Genomic DNA, 16,779 nt, shown 5'->3' with positions numbered 1-16,779 from the left:
TATTTCAAAGGCGGCCGGAGAGATCATCCAGAGCCGCGCGCAAATCCGTGAACTGGAAAGTGAAACCCGCTTCCAGCAAGCGTGCCGGCATGGCGCGTTGGCCCCCCAGCAACAGCAATGACATTTCGCCAAGCCCGACCTTCAGCGCCAGGGCCGGCATCGGCATGAACGCCGGACGATGCAGCACGCTGCCCAGCGTTTTGGCAAACTCGCGATTGCGCACCGGTTTCGGTGCGCAGGCATTATAAGGACCGCTCGCCTGATCGCGGTGCAGAAGAAAATCAATCAGGGCGATTTGATCATCAATATGAATCCATGGCATCCACTGCCGACCATTGCCCAAAGGCCCGCCCAGCCCAAGCTTGAACGGCAGCAACAGCCGCGACAAAAAGCCGCCCTCGGCTGATAGCACCAGCCCGGTTCGTACCAGCACCACGCGCACGCCCAATGCTTCGGCACGCTGCGCGGTTTCCTCCCAGGCGATGCACAACTGGCTGGCAAAATCGTCGATCACCGGCGGTGAGTCCTCGGTCAGCTCGCGCTCACCGCCGTCACCGTACCAACCGACTGCAGAGCCGGAAATCAACAACGCCGGTTTCTGTTGTCGTGTTTCCAGCCAGGCCAGCAGGGTTTCGGTCAGGGTGATGCGGCTGCTCCACAACAACGCTTTGCGCCGATGGGTCCATGGCCGATCCGCGATCGGTGCTCCAGCCAGATTGACGATTGCATCCAGTGGCTCGTTGCCGAAGTCTTCGAGACGGGCAATACCGCGCACCTGCGCACCGCAGATCTGCGCGACCTTCTCCGGACGCCGACTCCACACCGTCAGTTGATGGCCTTGCCTGGACCAATACTGACAGAGCTGACGTCCGATCAAACCAGTACCGCCGGTCAGCAATATGCGCATGACATCTTCCTCGCGTGGCGTTTTACCCGGATCACTAGTCTATTTTTATAAGCAGGGATCTTTTCTATCGGGCAGGCTCTATTGTTTAACCATAGGCCAAGCTGTCAGAACGAGAACGCTAGAAGTTATACCAAAAAACAAAATTGTACAGGTTTCATTCACGGCGTAGTCTGTACAGAAAGGTAAACGAGGCCCCTATGACTGTACCTATCGCAATCATCGGCACCGGCATCGCCGGACTCTCCGCCGCGCAAGCGCTGACAGAGGCCGGACACACCGTCCAGCTCTTCGACAAAAGCCGCGGCAGCGGCGGGCGCATGTCGAGCAAACGCAGCGACGCCGGTTCTCTGGACATGGGCGCGCAATATTTCACCGCCCGCGACCGGCGTTTCGTCACCGAGGTGCAGCGCTGGCAGAGCCAGGGCTGGGTCGCCGAATGGCAACCGCAGCTCTACACCTGTCAGGGCGGGCAATTGAATCTGTCGCCGGACGAGCAGACCCGTTGGGTCGGCACGCCGCGCATGAGCGCCATCACCCGCGGCTTGCTCAATGGCCTGGAAGTGCACTTTGCCTGCCGCATCACCGAGGTGTTTCGCGGCGAAGAACATTGGCATTTGCAGGACGCCGAAGGCTTCACCCATGGCCCCTTCAGCCATGTGGTGATCGCCACCCCGGCGCCGCAAGCCACCGCATTGCTGGCCGCCGCACCGAAACTCGCCGGCGCGGCCGCCGGGGTGAAAATGGACCCGACCTGGGCCGTCGCCCTCGCCTTCGATACGCCACTGGACACACCGATCGAAGGTTGCTTTGTGCAGGACAGCCCGCTCGACTGGCTGGCACGCAACCGCAGCAAACCGGGACGTGACACGACGTGCGACACCTGGGTGCTGCACGCCAGCAGCGCCTGGAGCCGGCAACACATCGACCTGCCCAAGGAAGCGGTGATCGAGCAACTGCACGGTGCCTTCGCCGAACTGCTGCACAGCGCCATGCCCGCGCCGACCTTCAGCCTCGCCCACCGCTGGCTCTACGCGCGCCCTGCGACCGGCCACGAATGGGGCACGCTGGCCGACGCCGATCTGGGCTTGTATGCCTGCGGCGACTGGTGCCTGTCGGGGCGCGTCGAGGGGGCCTGGCTCAGCGGCCAGGAAGCTGCACGCCGTTTGCACGAACACCTGCAATGAACCGCATCAATCCGCAAAAGCTGCTGCTCTCGAAGTGGACAGCAGCCCACCCGCAAAACCGTGAAAAGCATTTTCTGGTCACCGAGCTGTTCCGTGATGAGGAAGGTACGGTGCTGGAGATCGAGTTGCAGGCAGTCCTGACGCAGCGCAGCGAAAGGCTTGATTGGCAGCGCCTGAAGATTTCGACTGAATGGCTCCAGGGCTGGAAGTAAACACTACCCCCTGATCCGTCGCCTTCGCGAGCAAGCCCGCTCCCACAGTGGACAGCGTTAAACCTGAAAAACTTATACAAATGAGTTGACTTGTACACGCATGAATCTATGCTGAGGAAAAGTTGTACAGAAATAAATACCTGTACAGGAATAGATTCGAGGTGTGCATGTCCGATCTTTCTGCTTTGCGGCCCAAAATCGCCATCAGCGCCTGCCTGATGGGCGCCGAAGTGCGCTACAACGGCGGGCACAAGGAATCGCGGCTGTGCAGCCGCACCCTCGCCGAGCATTTCGAATTCGTCCCGGTTTGTCCTGAAGTCGCGATAGGACTGGGCATTCCTCGCGAGCCGATCCGCCTGGTCGGGGATCCGGACGCTCCTGAAGCGGTCGGCACCGTCAACCCGCAAATCAATGTCACCGAACCGCTGGCGGCCTACGGGCAGAAAATGGCCGGCGAGCTCAATGACATCTGCGGCTATATCTTCATGCAGCAGTCGCCTTCGTGCGGTCTGGAGCGGGTCAAGGTCTATCACGCCAACGGCGCGCCGGTGAACGGTGGTGGCCGTGGCATCTACGCTCAGGCGTTCTGTGCGCAGCACCCGGATCTGCCGGTGGAAGAAGCCGGACGCCTGAACGATCCGGTGCTGCGGGAAAACTTCATCACCCGCGTACTCGCCTACAGCGCCTGGCAACAAGTGCTCAAACAAGGCTTGAGCCGCCGCGCACTGACCGAATTCCACTCGCGCTACAAATACCTGTTGATGGCGCACAACCCTGAGCAATACAAAGCCTTGGGCAAATTGCTGGGCAACATGGCCCAGACCGATCCGGTCGAACTCGGCCCGCGCTATTTCAGCGAGCTGATGAGCGCGTTGAAGAAATGCGCCACCCGCCGTACCCACAGCAACGTCCTGCAGCACATCAGCGGCTATCTGAAACAGGCGATCAGCCCTGAAGACAAACAGGAAATGCAGCATGTCATCGGCCAGTACCGTCACGGCATCGTGCCGCTGGTGGTGCCGCTGACCTTGCTCAAACATCATTTTCGCCAACACCCGGATCCGTACATCGCGCAACAGGTGTACCTGCAGCCGCATCCGGAAAACCTCAGCCTGCGAAACGCCATTTGATGAACGACACACTCGACAGCAGCGCCCGGGAAGACCTCGGTGCGGACTTCAAGAAAGCCCTCGACGAGGGCTGGCTACCCATCCGCGAAGTGGCGCGGCAGACCGGCGTCAACGCCATTACCCTGCGCGCCTGGGAGCGCCGTTACGGGTTGATCGTGCCGCAGCGCACGCCCAAGGGCCATCGCCTGTATTCCAGCGAACATGTGCAACGCATCCTGACCATTCTGACCTGGCTCAACCGAGGCGTGGCGGTCAGTCAGGTCAAACCGTTGCTCGACGCGCCGCAAGCCTTCACCGAGACGGTGGAGAACGACTGGCAACGACAGCGTCAGGCCTTGCTCGGCGCCGTCATCCAGCTCAATGAACGCAATCTCGACGACAGCATCAACCAGGCCATGGCCCTGTACCCGCCACGCACGCTGTGCGAGCAATTACTTCTGCCGCTGCTGGCCGAACTCGAACAGCGCTGGCAAGGACAGTTCGGTGCGCAGATGGAGCGTGTGTTCTTTTATTCGTGGTTGCGCAGCAAATTCGGCGCGCGCATCTACCATAACAATCGGCAATTGCACGCTGCACCGCTGCTGCTGATCAATCACTCGGACCTGGCGCTGGAACCACACCTGTGGCTCTGCGCGTGGCTGATCAGCAGTGCCGACTGCCCGGTACAAGTGTTCGACTGGCCTCTTCCGGCCGGAGAACTGGCGCTGGCGGTCGACCACCTGCAAGCGCGAGGAGTGCTGCTGTATTCCAGCAAGGCAATGAACCTGGCGCAGTTGCCGAAACTGCTGAACGGCATCAGCGCGGCAAAAATGCTCGTCGGACCAACGGTATGCATCCACCAGACCGAGTTGTCCGTAAGAACCCTTGAGATCGCTGATTTGATCCTGGCCGAAGATTCGCTCTCGGCCCATCAGGTACTCGTTCAGCGTGGGCTGATTTAATGGAAACCGCGATGCAATTGATCTGGCTGCGCAGCGACTTGCGCCAACATGACAACACCGCCCTCGCGGCTGCCGCTGCGCGCGGCCCGACGGTTGCCGTGTATCTGTTGAGCCCGCAGCAATGGCTGGAACATGACGACGCGGCGTGCAAGATCGACTTCTGGTTGCGCAACCTGCGTGAATTGAGTGCCAGCCTTGGTGCGCTGAATATCCCGTTGCTGCTGCGCACTGCCGACCATTGGGATCAGGCCCCGGCGGTGTTGCTTGAGCTTTGCCGGCAACTGAACGTGGAAACCGTGCACGTCAACGAAGAATACGGCGTCCACGAAAGCCAGCGCGACGCCGCCGTCGCCGCGGCCCTGAAAACCAGAGGCATCACTTTTCACAGCTACCTCGACCAACTGCTGTTCAGACCCGGCACGGTACTGACCAAAACCGAAACATACTTTCAGGTGTTCAGCCAATTCCGCAAGGTCTGCTATGAGCGCCTGCATCGCTCGGTACCAGCGTTGGTAAAAGCACCCGGCAAGCAAGCGAAGCTGAATATCGACAGCGATCCGGTGCCGGCCTCAATCAAAGGTTTTGCAGCACCGAGCGAGTCATTGCGCGCCCTGTGGCCGGCAGGCGAGCAGGAAGCCCGGCGCCGTCTCGACACCTTCGCCGACGCGCAAATCGACTACTACCAGAGCGAACGCGACTTCCCGGCCAAACCCGGCACCAGTCAACTCTCGGCCTATTTGGCTGCCGGGGTGATTTCGCCGCGCCAATGCCTGCATGCGGCCCTGCAAAGCAATCAGGGCGAGTTCGACAGCGGCAAGGTCGGCGCGGTGACGTGGATCAACGAGCTGCTGTGGCGTGAGTTCTACAAGCACATTCTGGTGGGTTATCCACGGGTGTCGCGTCACCGCGCGTTTCGCCTGGAAACCGAGGCCCTGGCCTGGCGTGATGCGCCGGACGATCTGACCGCGTGGCAAGAAGCGCGCACCGGTTTGCCGATCATCGATGCGGCCATGCGCCAATTGCTGGAAACCGGCTGGATGCACAACCGTCTGCGGATGGTGGTGGCGATGTTCCTGACCAAAAACCTGTTGATCGACTGGCGTGAGGGCGAGCGTTTTTTCATGCGTCACCTGATCGACGGCGACCTGGCAGCGAACAACGGCGGCTGGCAATGGAGCGCTTCGACCGGCACTGATTCGGCACCGTACTTCCGTATTTTCAACCCGATCAGCCAATCGGAAAAATTCGACAGCGAAGGTGTGTTCATCAAGCACTGGCTGCCTGAACTGGCCGGCCTGAACAAGAAGGAAGTACACAACCCGGCCAGCGCCGGCGGACTGTTCGGCGTGGCGGATTATCCGGCGCCGATCGTCAATCTGGGGGCCTCGCGCGAACGCGCGCTGGCGGCCTTCAAGAACCTGCCGGCGCGTTCGTCCATGGAAGATGCCCATGAGTGAATTCCTGCGCCGCTTCGCCCGTCAGTTCGCCGAGTTGAACAAGGACAACTTGCAACGCCTGAGCGACCTGTACAGCGAGGACATTCACTTCACCGATCCGCTGCATGAAGTGCAGGGGCTCAAGCAACTGCGCAACTACTTCAGCGAGCTCTACGCCAACGTCAGCGAATTGCGCTTCGACTTTCACGGTTTCGACCAGATCGCTGACGGTGAAGGTTACCTGCGCTGGGTCATGAGTTACCGCCACCCGCGCCTGGCGGGTGGCCAGTTGATTCGCGTCTCCGGGTGTTCACACCTGCTGTGGCGCGACAAGGTTTATCGCCACCGGGATTATTTCGATGCCGGGGCCATGCTGTATGAACATTTACCCGTATTGGGCCGGGTGATCGCCTGGCTGAAAAGGAGAATGGGATGAGTCGTACACCTCCACGGCGGTATTGGCTGACCGGTGCCAGCAGCGGCATCGGCGCAGCGCTGGCCGAAGAGATTCTGAAAAGCGGCGCGCATCTGGCGGTCAGCTCGCGTCAGGTGGCACCGCTCAAAGTGCTGTCGCAACGCTATCCGGGGCAAGTGCTGGTGGTGGCGGGCGATCTGACCAACAGTCAGACCGTGCGCGAAATCGGTCAGCAGATCGAACAGGCCTGGGGTTCACTGGACAGCGTGATTCTCAATGCCGGCACCTGCGAATACGTGGACGCCCGACAGTTCGATGCCTCGATCATCGAACACGTAGTGCGCACCAACCTGCTCGCCAGCAGTTACTGCATCGAAGCCGCCCTGCCGTTGCTGCGCAAAGGCACCGCGCCGCATCTGGTCGGGATGGCCAGCTCGGTCACCTATCTGCCGCTGCCCCGGGCCGAAGCCTATGGCGCATCGAAGGCCGGGCTGCGTTACCTGTTTGAATCGCTGCGTATCGACCTGGCGGTCGAGGGCATCGACGTCACGATCATCAGCCCGGGCTTTGTCGAAACGCCACTCACCGCAAAGAACGACTTCCCGATGCCGTTGAGCTGGCCTGTGGATAAAGCCGCGCGGCATATCTTCAGCCATCTCGATAACCGGCCTCTGGAAATCGCTTTTCCGGCACTGTTCATGGCGGCACTGTGGCCCCTGTCGAAACTGCCGGCGCGTCTGCAACTGGCGATCGGCAAGCGCATGGTGCGCAGCAACCCACCGCTGCGAGACCCGATATGAAGATTGCCATTGTCGGCAGCGGAATCGCCGGCCTGACCTGCGCTCACCTGCTCAATCGCCGACACGACATCACGGTGTTCGAGGCCAGCGACTGGGTGGGCGGCCACACGCACACCGTGCAGGTAACCGTCGACGGCCGCGAATACCACGTGGACACCGGTTTCATCGTGTTCAACGACTGGACCTACCCGAACTTCATTCGTTTGCTCGGCCAGCTCGGGGTGTCGTTCAAACCGACCGAAATGAGCTTTTCGGTGACCGACCCGGATTCCGGTCTGGAATACAACGGCAACAACCTCAACAGCCTCTTTGCCCAACGCAGCAATCTGCTGTCACCGGGGTTCTGGGGGATGTTGCGCGACATCCTGCGCTTCAATAAAGAAGCCCAGCGCGACCTCGCCGAACAGCGGATCGCCGCCGACACCACCCTCGACGATTACCTCAAGGCTGGCGGTTATGGTGAACGTTTCATCCTGCACTACATCGTGCCGATGGGCTCGGCGATCTGGTCGATGCCGATGGCCGAGATGCTCAATTTTCCGCTGCAATTCTTCGTGCGCTTCTTCAAGAACCATGGCCTGTTGTCAGTCAGTGATCGCCCGCAATGGCAGGTGATCGAGGGCGGCTCCAGTGCCTATGTCGCGCCACTGACCGCAGCGTTCCAGGACAAGATCCGCCTCAGTTGCCCGGTGACGCGCATCGATCGCGATGAACACGGCGTGGTTATCCACAGCCCGGCCGGCATCGAGCGTTTCGACAAAGTCGTGCTTGCCTGCCACAGCGACCAGGCCCTGCAATTGCTTGGCACGCCAAGCCAGGCGGAACGCTCGATCCTCGGCGCCCTGCCCTATGCCGATAACGAAGTCGTGTTGCATACCGATACCCGTCTGCTGCCGACCCGCAAACTCGCGTGGGCCAGCTGGAACTATCGCTTGAGCGGCGCCGGCCATACCCACGCGGCCGTCACTTACGACATGAACATCCTGCAGGGCATTCAGAGCGACACCACGTTCTGCGTCAGCCTCAACCAGAGCGCCGGGATCAGCCCGTTCAAGGTGCTGGCCAAATACACTTACGCCCACCCGCAATTCAGCCTCGCGGCGGTCGCGGCGCAGAACCGCTGGGCCGAAATCGACGGTCAGCAGCACACCCACTACTGCGGCGCTTACTGGGCCAACGGTTTTCATGAGGACGGCGTGGTCAGCGCATTAAGCGTGGCCGCCGCGTTCGGGGAAAGCTTATGAACAGCGCCCTGTACAGCGGCTGGATCGGCCATCGACGCTTTGCACCCAGACGCCACGAATTCCGCTACCGGATCGGTCTGCTGTACCTCGATCTGGCCGAACAGGACGCCGTGTTCGAACTGTCGCCGTTTGCCAGCCGCAGCCGTTTTGCGCCGTTTTCATTTCGCGAAACCGATTACCTGAAAACCTTTACCGGCAGCGGCATGCGCCTGATCGACGCGGTGCGCCAGCAGGTCGCAACCGCCCTTGGCTACCAGCCGCAAGGTTCGGTCTGCCTGCTGACCCAGCCGCGCAGTTGGGGTCTGGCGTTCAATCCGGTGAGTTTCTTTTATTGTCACGAGGCCGACGGGCAACTGGCGGCGATTCTCTGCGAAGTGACCAACACGCCGTGGCGCGAACGTTATCACTACGTATTGCCCGCCCGCACGCCGACCCACTTGCAAGACTTTCATCAGCATTTCGCCGTGGCCAAGGCCTTTCATGTTTCGCCGTTCCTGCCGCGCGATCTGGAGTACCGCATGAGTTTCAGCCCGGCCGCGCAAAACCTCGGCGTGCACATGGCCGACTGGCAGGGCGACCTCAAGCTGTTCGACGCCACGTTGAACTTGCAGCGCGAGCCCCTTGATCGCCGCAGCCTGCACCGCTACTTGCGGCGCTTTCCGTGGATGACCGCGAAAACCTGTCTGGCCATTTATTGGCAAGCCCTGCGCCTGTTGCTCAAACGCGCGCCGATTTTTGCTCATCAGGCTGCCGACGGCAGCTTCCAAATCGCCACTGTGCCTCCCAAGGAGCACCGCCATGAAATCCTCTAGCCTGACTGTCAGTCGCTTCAGCACCAACGGCTTGACCGGCTCGCTGCTGCGGCGCGGCGTATTGCGGCAACTGAGCCGACTCAAACACGGGCAGTTGTTGGTGGTCGAGGACGGCGAGCGCCTGATGTTCGGTACGCCGGGCAGCCACCTGCTCGGTGAAATCCATGTGCAAGACGCGGCGGTGTGGGGCATGGTCGCCGGTAACGGCTCGATTGGTGCCGGCGAAGCATTTATCCACGGTTACTGGAATTCGCCGGACCTGACCGCGGTGGTGCGCGTGTTCGTCAGCAACCTCGACGTACTCGACGCCATGGAACGCGGCCTGGCCCGCCTCAGCCGGCCACTGGTGCAAGGCCTGCACTGGCTCAACCGCAACACGCGCAAGGGCTCGCAGAAAAACATCGCCGCGCACTATGACCTGGGCAACGATCTGTTCGAACAGTTTCTCGACCCGACCATGATGTATTCGGCCGCGCAGTTCCTCACGCCCGAGGACAGCCTGGAACAGGCACAACTGAACAAGCTGGAACGGATCTGCCAGAAGCTCGCGCTCCAACCCGAAGACCACCTGCTGGAGATCGGCACCGGCTGGGGCAGCATGGCGCTCTATGCTGCGCAGCATTACGGTTGCCGCGTCACCACCACGACCCTGTCGAAAGAGCAGTACGCGTTTACCGCCAAGCGCATTGAAGCCCTGGGGTTGCAGGATCGGGTGACGCTGCTGCTCAAGGATTACCGCGACCTCACCGGCGAGTACGACAAACTGGTGTCGATCGAAATGATCGAAGCGGTCGGCCATCGCTTCCTGCCGACCTACTTCAAACAATGCGCGCACCTGCTCAAGAGCAACGGCCTGATGCTGTTGCAGGCAATCACTATCCGCGAGCAGCGCTACGAACAGGCCAAGCGCGGCGTCGACTTCATCCAGCGCTACATCTTCCCCGGCGGCGCCCTGCCCTGCGTGCAAAAGATGCTTGAAGTGGTCAGCCGCGAGACCGACATGAACCTGTTGCACATGGAAGACTTCGGCCTGCACTACGCCCGTACCCTGCGCCTGTGGCACGAAAACTTCCGCCGCGCCCATGGCCGTTTGAGCGAATTGGGTTACGACGATTACTTCCTGCGGCTGTGGGAGTTTTACCTGTGCTACTGCGAAGGCGGGTTTCTGGAGCGCACCATCGGCACGGCGCAATTGCTGCTGGCGAAACCGGCGGCCATGCCGGCGCCGTTGCTCGGGCGCTTCGATGCTTGAGCGAGTGGCCAATGCTGTGCTGTTTCAGGTCGGCTGGCTGGCCTGTGTCATCGGCGGCAACAGTCTGTGGCTGCTGCTGGCGCTGGCGGTGCTGGTGATTCATCTGGGCTGGATCAGCAGTTGGGCGGCGGAAGGTCGCCTGATCCTCAGCGTGGTGATTGTCGGCACGGCGGTAGACAGCCTGTTGCGGGCTGCCGGGGTGTTCGAATTCCAGGATCTGTCGCCACTGATTCCGCTGTGGCTGATGCTGCTCTGGGCCTTGCTCGCCACCACGTTGCGTCATTGCCTGCAATGGAGCGCCCGTCCCTGGTGGCTGGCCAGCGCCCTCGGTGCAGTGGGCGGCGCAGTATCCTATTACGGCGGCGGACATCTGGCCGGCGTGCGATTCCCCTACGGTGAAGTGCCGACCCTGATCGGCATCGGCCTGATGTGGGCCCTGCTGTTTCCGTTGTTGCATGCCATGGCGCGGCGCTTGAGCCACTGAGCGTCTGTCAGACCTTTCACACGATACCCGGCGGCTGCCTTACACTGCCCGGCATGAAAACCATTCCCCACCAGCAAATCACCGAGCCAGCGGTCACCTGTTCGACCTGCGCGGCGTGCTGCTGCCAGCTTGAGGTGATGCTGATCACCGACACCGGCGTGCCTGAGCGCTTTATCGATACCGATGAGTGGGGCGGTGAAGTCATGCTGCGTCTGGACGACGGTTGGTGCGCGGCGCTGGATCGCGACAGCATGATGTGCACGATCTACGAACGACGTCCGCTGATCTGTCGCGAGTTCGAGATGGGTGCACCGGAGTGCATTGAAGAACGCAAAGGCATTGCCACGGCCTACCGTTGATTAGATGCAAAAAGATCGCAGCCTGCGGCAGCTCCTACAGGGGATTGGGTTTTCCTGTAGGAGCTGCCGCAGGCTGCGATCTTTTGATCTTGCTTACAGCGGCATCGTGTAATGCAGCGCGTAGCTTTCTACACCGTCGTTGCTGCTGGCCAGGCCGGCGTTGGAATAGTGCGTCGCTCGGATCCCGACTTCATGCCCGCCATTGAAGCGCAGGCCAAAACCGATGCGGTCTTCGAACTGGAAAGAGCCGCCGATGTTGTTGCTTTCATATTTGGTGTTGGAGAACGCTGCGACACCAATGCCCGCCTCAACATACGGCTTGACCGACTGACCGGCAAACTCGTAAACGAACACCGGCGAGAACGACAGGCTGTTGTTGCTGGAAGTCTTGTCACCCTCCCAATACGTGTAGGCACCGCTCCAGTAACCGGTCAGGCGACCGACGTCACTTTGCAGCCAGCTCTTGTCCCAATCGAAATTCATGCCCAGGCGATACGTCATTGTCGAATCGCTGGTCGCACCCACTGCAAACTCAACGCCTGCCGCTTGTGCGGTAATACTTTGCCCCATCAGTGCAGCCGCAATCGCGGCCAAGCAGAATAGTCGCTTCACTTTGAAACTTCCTTTTCCGGAACGATCGTTTGGTTTTTTAGTAAACCCAGCGGTATAGAAATCAGCGCTTGAGCAGAAGTTCAGCTGACTTTTTAGATATTTCACATTTTTTTTACAAGATGAATTTTTCGACGTCGCCGGCTGCCTGGCCCAACAGGGGCAGGATTTTGCGAAAGGACGTCGGATCGGCGCTGGTCCAGAATCTGACTGGTTGGTTCGGTCCGTTGGCGAGCAACTCACGCTCGGCCAGCAGCCGCTGCAACTGGCGGGCAACAGCGGCACCGGTGTCGATCAGGCTGATGCTTTCGGGGAGCATCGACTTGAGCATCGGTTTGAGAAACGGATAGTGGGTGCAGCCGAGAATGATCGTGTCGCAACCGTTGGCCAGCAACGGCTCGACATAGTGCTGGAGCAATGCGCGCAGCTCGGCGCTATGCAGATCACCGCTTTCAATCAGCTCGACCAGGCCGGGACACGGCTGGGTGATGACGCGCACGTCGGTGGCGAAACGATCGAGCAACGCGGCGAACTTGGCGCTCTGCAACGTGCCGGTGGTGGCAAGTACGCCAACCACACCGCTACGGGTCGCGGCAGCAGCAGGTTTGACCGCAGGCTCCATGCCGACAATCGGCCACTCGGGGAAATCCCGGCGCAGATCGGCAACAGCGGCCACCGTCGCGGTGTTGCAGGCAATCACCAGGGCCTTGGCACCCTGCTCGCGGAAAAAACCGGCCATCACCTTGCAGCGCTGGCGGATGAACTCAGGGGATTTCTCGCCGTAGGGAATGTGCCCGCAATCGGCGAAGTACAGCAGTGACTCATGGGGCAGCAACCGCTGGATCTCGGCCAGTACCGACAAGCCGCCGACACCGGAATCGAACACCGCGATCGGTGCCTCACGCATCGTGCGATCCGCAGACGCTGCAGCCCGGATCGCGCTTGACCCGCAGCTCACGAAAGCGCGAACCCAAGGCATCGATCAGCAGCAAGCGGCCTACCAGTGGTTCGCCGAAACCGACCAGCACTTTCAAGGCTTCGAGCGCCTGAAGACTGCCGACCAGGCCCACCAGTGGCCCGACCACACCGGCCTCGCTGCACGTCAGTTCGGCTTCGCTGCCATGCCCGTACAGGCAGTGATAACACGGACTTTCCGGGCGACGCGGGTCGAACACCGCCAACTGCCCTTCCAGACGAATCGCCGCGCCGCTGACCAGCGGCTTGCGCGCGGCCACGCACGCGGCGTTGACCGCTTCGCGGGTGGAGAAATTGTCGGAACAGTCGAGCACCAGATCCACCGCCGACACGGCAGCGGCAAGGGAGTCCTCGTCCAGCGCCTGACGGTGCGGCACCAGTTGAATCTCGGGATTGATCGCGCCGAGGCGCTTGAGCGCCGAGTCGACCTTGCTCATGCCGACGCTGTCGGTGTCATGAATGATCTGACGCTGCAGATTGGTCAGGTCGACCGTGTCGAAATCCGCCAGATGCAACTCACCGACACCGGCCGCCGCCAGATACAGCGCGACCGGCGCACCGAGACCGCCGAGGCCGACGATCAGCACGCGGCTGTCTTTGAGCTTCAGTTGCCCATCGATGTCGATGTGTTGCAGCAGAATCTGCCGGCTGTAGCGCAGCAATTCCTGATCATTCAGCACGGCAGGCGCCCCAGGCTGATCCGTTGATGGCCGCCCAGATCGGTGCGGCTGTGGACTTGTTCAAAACCGCGAGTGAGCAGCAGATCACGCACGGCCTCGGCTTGATCATAGCCGTGTTCGAGCATCAGCCAGCCGCCGGCTTCCAGATGATCCGGCGCCTGGGCAACGATCAGGCGCAGATCGTCGAGCCCGTCGACACCGGCCACCAGCGCACTGGCCGGTTCGAAGCGCACGTCGCCCTCGACCAGATGCGGGTCGGCAGCGGCGATGTAGGGCGGGTTGCTGATGATCAGATCGAAGCGCTGGGCTTGGAGGGCGCTGAACCAATGGCTGCTCAGCACCGTGGCGTTGCTCAGGTTCAAGCGCTGACGGTTGCGTTCGGCCAGGGCCACGGCTTCCAGCACGCGATCCACCGCCGTGACTTGCCACGCCGGGCGTTCGCTGGCCAGGGCCAGGGCAATCGCGCCGCTGCCGGTGCCCAGATCGAGCACTTTCGCCGGCGTTGCCGCCAGCAGCTCCAGCGCGGCTTCGACCAGCAATTCGGTGTCCGGGCGAGGGATCAACGTGTGCGGCGCGACTTCCAGATCGAGTTTCCAGAAACCCTGCTGACCGAGGATGTAGGCCACCGGCTCGCCACTTCGACGCCGTTGCAGGTACTCGGTAAAAATCAGCACCGCTTCGCTGGGTACGATGCGCTCGGGCCAGGTGTGGAGGAAGCTGCGCGACTTGCCCAGTGCCGCCGCCAGGAGCAATTCGGCATCCAGGCGCGCCGTTGGCGAATCCGGCAGTTCGGCGGCACGCAGCAGACTGGCAATGATGGTCATTTATTCACCTATCGCTGCAAGCTGGTCGGCCTGGTATTCGGCCAGCAAAGGCTCGATCACCGCTTCAACGCCACCGGCGAGGATTTCATCCAGGGAGTACAGGGTCAGGTTGACGCGATGGTCGGTGACCCGGCCCTGAGCAAAGTTGTAAGTACGAATACGCTCGGAACGGTCGCCGGAACCGACCAGCAGCTTACGCTCGCTGGCAATCGCATTGGCCGCTGCGGCGGTCTGCTGGTCGTTGAGCTTGGCCGACAGCCAGGCCATCGCCCGCGCACGGTTCTTGTGCTGGGAACGTTCTTCCTGGCACTCGACGACGGTGCCGGTCGGTATGTGCGTGATGCGGATCGCCGAGTCGGTGGTGTTGACGTGCTGACCACCGGCCCCGGAGGAGCGGTAAGTGTCGACACGCAGATCCGCCGGGTTGATCTCGATGGCTTCCCGCTCGTCCGGCTCGGGCAACACCGCCACGGTGCAGGCCGAGGTGTGGATACGGCCCTGGGATTCGGTGGCGGGTACACGCTGTACGCGGTGCGCGCCGGACTCGAATTTCAGCTTGCCGTAAACGTTGTCGCCTTCAATGCGGGCGATGACTTCTTTATAGCCACCATGCTCGCCTTCGTTTTCCGAAAGGATCTCCACGCGCCAGCCACGCCGTTCGGCGTAACGCGAGTACATGCGAAACAGATCGCCGGAGAAGATCGCCGCTTCGTCGCCACCGGTACCGGCGCGGATTTCGAGAAAGACGTTACGCCCGTCATTGGGATCCTTGGGCAGCAACATGCGCTGCAGATCATCTTCCAGTCTGATCAGCAATTCCTTGGCTTCGCGGACTTCTTCCACGGCCATTTCACGCATGTCCGGGTCGCTGTCCTTGAGCAGCGCCTGGGCGCCTTCAAGATCACTTTGTACGCCGAGCAGCTTTTTATAGCCTTGTACCACCGGCTCGAGTTCGGCGTATTCCTTGGAATAAGCGCGGAATTTGGCCTGATCGGCAATGACTTCGCCGTCGCCGAGCAGCGCGGTCAGTTCCTCGAAACGGTCCTGGAGGATGTCCAGCTTGTTGAGCAGTGACGCTTTCATTGCGGTTTTTTATCCGAAAAACTATCCGGTGAGCCCTCGAGGGCGAAGAGTTCCTGGGCCATGGCCAGCGCATCGAGGCGGCCTTCGGCAGAAAGCTTTTTCAACTGCACGCTGGGCGCATGCAGCAGTTTATTGGTCAGGCCACGGGCCAGTTGCCCGAGCACCTCTTCAGCGTTGCCGCCGTTGGCCAGCAGACGCAGGGCCTTTTGCAGCTCCTCGTCGCGCAGGCGTTCGCTCTGTTGCCGATAAGCCTTGAGCACATCGACCGCCGCCAGTTCGCGCAGGCGCACCATGAAATCGTCGGCGCCGACCGAGACCATCTCTTCCGCCGCCTGGGCTGCGCCCTGCCGACTCTTGAGGTTCTCGGCAACCACTTCGTGCAGATCGTCGACGCTGTACAGGTAAACGTCGTCGAGTTCGCCAACTTCCGGCTCGATGTCGCGGGGTACGGCGATGTCGACCATGAAGATCGGCTTGTGCTTGCGCTGCTTCAGCGCGCTTTCGACGGCGCCTTTACCGAGGATCGGCAACTGACTGGCGGTCGAACTGATCACGATATCGCTGCGCACCAGTTCTGCCGGAATGTCCGATAGCAGCACCGCATGCGCGCCGAACTGCTCGGCCAGCAGGCTGGCGCGTTCCAGCGTACGGTTGGCGACCACGATGCGCTTGACCCCCAGCTCGTGCAAATGGCGGGCGACCAGCGTGATGGTCTCGCCGGCGCCGATCAACAGGGCCTGGCTGCGCTGCAAATCACTGAAAATCTGTTTGGCCAGGCTGACGGCGGCAAACGCCACGGACACCGGGTTTTCACCGATGGCGGTGTCGGTACGCACTTGCTTGGCGGCGTTGAACGTCGCTTGAAACAGCCGCCCCAGCAGCGGGCCGATGGTGCCCGCCTCACGCGCCACGGCGTAGGCCGATTTCATCTGGCCGAGGATCTGCGGTTCGCCCAGCACCAGCGAGTCGAGCCCGGAGGCGACGCGCATCATGTGACGAACTGCCGCATCATCTTCGTGCACATAGGCGCTCGCGCGCAGCTCATCGAGGCTTAAATGGTGATAATCGGCCAGCCAGCGCAGAACCAGATCAGCGGAAATCTGATCCTGTTCTATATAAAGCTCACTGCGATTGCAGGTGGAGAGGATCGCAGCTTCGCGGCTGTCGGTGAGTCGGCAGAGCTGCTGCAAGGCCTCCACCAGCTGCTCAGGGGTAAAGGCCACGCGCTCGCGGACGTCTACTGAAGCAGTCTTGTGGTTAATACCGAGTGCAAGGAAGGCCATTCAAGGTCGCTGATGGTGACGTGAAGCCGGCAATTGTCCTACTTCGTCAGATTCAGAACAACTACCGCTGACTATTGTCCCAATTGTCGGCCACTATAAAGGCCACATTCGAGACTCGGTTATGTTTGGCCGAAGGCTTGTGTCATGAT

The 16,779-nt window shown here is 61.1% G+C and carries 19 protein-coding genes; 12 read left to right on the top strand and 7 right to left on the bottom strand.

Translation table 11 applies throughout. The features are described 5' to 3' along the window. Positions 1–4: 4 nt before the first annotated feature. A complete protein-coding gene (locus tag AB1J88_RS25735) occupies positions 5–907 on the bottom strand; it encodes a TIGR01777 family oxidoreductase (RefSeq protein ID WP_086791607.1) in 903 nt (300 codons plus the stop codon). A 197-nt stretch (positions 908–1,104) separates the two neighbouring features. Between AB1J88_RS25735 and AB1J88_RS25730 the strand changes: the two genes are divergently transcribed. The 12 genes from AB1J88_RS25730 to AB1J88_RS25675 all read left to right on the top strand — a co-directional run bounded on the left by AB1J88_RS25730 (position 1,105) and on the right by AB1J88_RS25675 (position 11,176). Then, positions 1,105–2,091, top strand: a complete 987-nt coding sequence (locus AB1J88_RS25730; protein WP_047296478.1) for an NAD(P)/FAD-dependent oxidoreductase — start codon at positions 1,105–1,107, stop codon at positions 2,089–2,091. Continuing rightward, positions 2,088–2,303: a TIGR02450 family Trp-rich protein gene (locus AB1J88_RS25725; protein ID WP_047296480.1), complete on the top strand. Its 216-nt coding sequence runs from the start codon at positions 2,088–2,090 to the stop codon at positions 2,301–2,303. Before AB1J88_RS25730 ends, AB1J88_RS25725 begins: the two co-directional genes overlap by 4 nt. A 167-nt stretch (positions 2,304–2,470) precedes the next feature. Beyond that, positions 2,471–3,433: a YbgA family protein gene (locus AB1J88_RS25720; protein WP_041072444.1), complete on the top strand. Its 963-nt coding sequence runs from the start codon at positions 2,471–2,473 to the stop codon at positions 3,431–3,433. Continuing rightward, positions 3,433–4,374, top strand: a complete 942-nt coding sequence (locus AB1J88_RS25715) for a MerR family transcriptional regulator (RefSeq protein WP_430292232.1) — start codon at positions 3,433–3,435, stop codon at positions 4,372–4,374. The genes AB1J88_RS25720 and AB1J88_RS25715 overlap by 1 nt, the downstream gene beginning before the upstream one ends. Before the next feature lie 11 nt (positions 4,375–4,385). Continuing rightward, on the top strand, positions 4,386–5,831 hold the full coding sequence (phrB, locus tag AB1J88_RS25710) for a deoxyribodipyrimidine photo-lyase (RefSeq protein WP_430292230.1): 1,446 nt from the start codon (positions 4,386–4,388) through the stop codon (positions 5,829–5,831). Continuing rightward, positions 5,824–6,246, top strand: a complete 423-nt coding sequence (locus AB1J88_RS25705; protein WP_041072450.1) for a nuclear transport factor 2 family protein — start codon at positions 5,824–5,826, stop codon at positions 6,244–6,246. The genes phrB and AB1J88_RS25705 overlap by 8 nt, the downstream gene beginning before the upstream one ends. Beyond that, positions 6,243–7,025 (top strand): SDR family NAD(P)-dependent oxidoreductase, encoded by a 783-nt coding sequence (locus AB1J88_RS25700; protein ID WP_108183774.1) that lies wholly within the window; start codon positions 6,243–6,245, stop codon positions 7,023–7,025. The genes AB1J88_RS25705 and AB1J88_RS25700 overlap by 4 nt, the downstream gene beginning before the upstream one ends. Further along, on the top strand, positions 7,022–8,269 hold the full coding sequence (locus AB1J88_RS25695; protein WP_430292229.1) for an NAD(P)/FAD-dependent oxidoreductase: 1,248 nt from the start codon (positions 7,022–7,024) through the stop codon (positions 8,267–8,269). The genes AB1J88_RS25700 and AB1J88_RS25695 overlap by 4 nt, the downstream gene beginning before the upstream one ends. Continuing rightward, a complete protein-coding gene (locus AB1J88_RS25690; RefSeq protein ID WP_108183776.1) occupies positions 8,266–9,081 on the top strand; it encodes a DUF1365 domain-containing protein in 816 nt (271 codons plus the stop codon). Before AB1J88_RS25695 ends, AB1J88_RS25690 begins: the two co-directional genes overlap by 4 nt. After that, positions 9,068–10,333 (top strand): SAM-dependent methyltransferase, encoded by a 1,266-nt coding sequence (locus AB1J88_RS25685; RefSeq protein WP_041072458.1) that lies wholly within the window; start codon positions 9,068–9,070, stop codon positions 10,331–10,333. The genes AB1J88_RS25690 and AB1J88_RS25685 overlap by 14 nt, the downstream gene beginning before the upstream one ends. Continuing rightward, complete coding sequence (locus AB1J88_RS25680; RefSeq protein ID WP_430292227.1) at positions 10,326–10,817, top strand: DUF2878 domain-containing protein; 492 nt, start codon at positions 10,326–10,328, stop codon at positions 10,815–10,817. The genes AB1J88_RS25685 and AB1J88_RS25680 overlap by 8 nt, the downstream gene beginning before the upstream one ends. A gap of 53 nt (positions 10,818–10,870) precedes the next feature. Next, the gene (locus tag AB1J88_RS25675) at positions 10,871–11,176 is read left to right on the top strand and encodes a YkgJ family cysteine cluster protein (RefSeq protein WP_041072462.1); all 306 of its coding nucleotides are present in this window, start codon (positions 10,871–10,873) and stop codon (positions 11,174–11,176) included. Positions 11,177–11,269: 93 nt separating this feature from the next. On the opposite strand, the gene AB1J88_RS25670 is transcribed toward AB1J88_RS25675, so the two are convergent. The 6 genes from AB1J88_RS25670 to hemA all read right to left on the bottom strand — a co-directional run bounded on the left by AB1J88_RS25670 (position 11,270) and on the right by hemA (position 16,630). Beyond that, positions 11,270–11,788: an acyloxyacyl hydrolase gene (locus AB1J88_RS25670; RefSeq protein ID WP_027612230.1), complete on the bottom strand. Its 519-nt coding sequence runs from the start codon at positions 11,786–11,788 to the stop codon at positions 11,270–11,272. Between the two features lie 112 nt (positions 11,789–11,900). Further along, the gene (gene murI / locus AB1J88_RS25665; protein WP_430292226.1) at positions 11,901–12,692 is read right to left on the bottom strand and encodes a glutamate racemase; all 792 of its coding nucleotides are present in this window, start codon (positions 12,690–12,692) and stop codon (positions 11,901–11,903) included. Continuing rightward, the gene (locus AB1J88_RS25660; RefSeq protein ID WP_086791597.1) at positions 12,685–13,440 is read right to left on the bottom strand and encodes a molybdopterin-synthase adenylyltransferase MoeB; all 756 of its coding nucleotides are present in this window, start codon (positions 13,438–13,440) and stop codon (positions 12,685–12,687) included. The genes murI and AB1J88_RS25660 overlap by 8 nt, the downstream gene beginning before the upstream one ends. Further along, on the bottom strand, positions 13,434–14,264 hold the full coding sequence (gene prmC, locus AB1J88_RS25655) for a peptide chain release factor N(5)-glutamine methyltransferase (protein WP_430292224.1): 831 nt from the start codon (positions 14,262–14,264) through the stop codon (positions 13,434–13,436). The genes AB1J88_RS25660 and prmC overlap by 7 nt, the downstream gene beginning before the upstream one ends. Continuing rightward, positions 14,265–15,347 (bottom strand): peptide chain release factor 1, encoded by a 1,083-nt coding sequence (gene prfA, locus AB1J88_RS25650; RefSeq protein WP_041072470.1) that lies wholly within the window; start codon positions 15,345–15,347, stop codon positions 14,265–14,267. Beyond that, entirely contained in the window at positions 15,344–16,630 is a 1,287-nt protein-coding gene (gene hemA, locus AB1J88_RS25645) for a glutamyl-tRNA reductase (RefSeq protein WP_041072472.1), read from the bottom strand. The genes prfA and hemA overlap by 4 nt, the downstream gene beginning before the upstream one ends. Positions 16,631–16,779 lie beyond the last annotated feature (149 nt).

This window comes from Pseudomonas sp. S8, assembly GCF_050473925.1.
GTDB classification, from domain to species: Bacteria; Pseudomonadota; Gammaproteobacteria; order Pseudomonadales; family Pseudomonadaceae; genus Aquipseudomonas; species Aquipseudomonas parakoreensis.
Note: the sequence above shows the minus strand (reverse complement) of the source record. Positions and strands in the feature narration are given on the sequence as shown.

Excerpts from the sequence above, each read along its gene's own strand:
- AB1J88_RS25735 (WP_086791607.1), bottom strand. The coding sequence starts at position 907 with ATGCGCATATTGCTGACCGGCGGTACTGGTTTGATCGGACGTCAGCTC.
- AB1J88_RS25730 (WP_047296478.1), top strand. The coding sequence starts at position 1,105 with ATGACTGTACCTATCGCAATCATCGGCACCGGCATCGCCGGACTCTCC.
- AB1J88_RS25725 (WP_047296480.1), top strand. The coding sequence starts at position 2,088 with ATGAACCGCATCAATCCGCAAAAGCTGCTGCTCTCGAAGTGGACAGCA.
- AB1J88_RS25720 (WP_041072444.1), top strand. The coding sequence starts at position 2,471 with ATGTCCGATCTTTCTGCTTTGCGGCCCAAAATCGCCATCAGCGCCTGC.
- AB1J88_RS25715 (WP_430292232.1), top strand. The coding sequence starts at position 3,433 with ATGAACGACACACTCGACAGCAGCGCCCGGGAAGACCTCGGTGCGGAC.
- phrB (WP_430292230.1), top strand. The coding sequence starts at position 4,386 with ATGCAATTGATCTGGCTGCGCAGCGACTTGCGCCAACATGACAACACC.
- AB1J88_RS25705 (WP_041072450.1), top strand. The coding sequence starts at position 5,824 with ATGAGTGAATTCCTGCGCCGCTTCGCCCGTCAGTTCGCCGAGTTGAAC.
- AB1J88_RS25700 (WP_108183774.1), top strand. The coding sequence starts at position 6,243 with ATGAGTCGTACACCTCCACGGCGGTATTGGCTGACCGGTGCCAGCAGC.
- AB1J88_RS25695 (WP_430292229.1), top strand. The coding sequence starts at position 7,022 with ATGAAGATTGCCATTGTCGGCAGCGGAATCGCCGGCCTGACCTGCGCT.
- AB1J88_RS25690 (WP_108183776.1), top strand. The coding sequence starts at position 8,266 with ATGAACAGCGCCCTGTACAGCGGCTGGATCGGCCATCGACGCTTTGCA.
- AB1J88_RS25685 (WP_041072458.1), top strand. The coding sequence starts at position 9,068 with ATGAAATCCTCTAGCCTGACTGTCAGTCGCTTCAGCACCAACGGCTTG.
- AB1J88_RS25680 (WP_430292227.1), top strand. The coding sequence starts at position 10,326 with ATGCTTGAGCGAGTGGCCAATGCTGTGCTGTTTCAGGTCGGCTGGCTG.
- AB1J88_RS25675 (WP_041072462.1), top strand. The coding sequence starts at position 10,871 with ATGAAAACCATTCCCCACCAGCAAATCACCGAGCCAGCGGTCACCTGT.
- murI (WP_430292226.1), bottom strand. The coding sequence starts at position 12,692 with ATGCGTGAGGCACCGATCGCGGTGTTCGATTCCGGTGTCGGCGGCTTG.
- prmC (WP_430292224.1), bottom strand. The coding sequence starts at position 14,264 with ATGACCATCATTGCCAGTCTGCTGCGTGCCGCCGAACTGCCGGATTCG.
- prfA (WP_041072470.1), bottom strand. The coding sequence starts at position 15,347 with ATGAAAGCGTCACTGCTCAACAAGCTGGACATCCTCCAGGACCGTTTC.
- hemA (WP_041072472.1), bottom strand. The coding sequence starts at position 16,630 with ATGGCCTTCCTTGCACTCGGTATTAACCACAAGACTGCTTCAGTAGAC.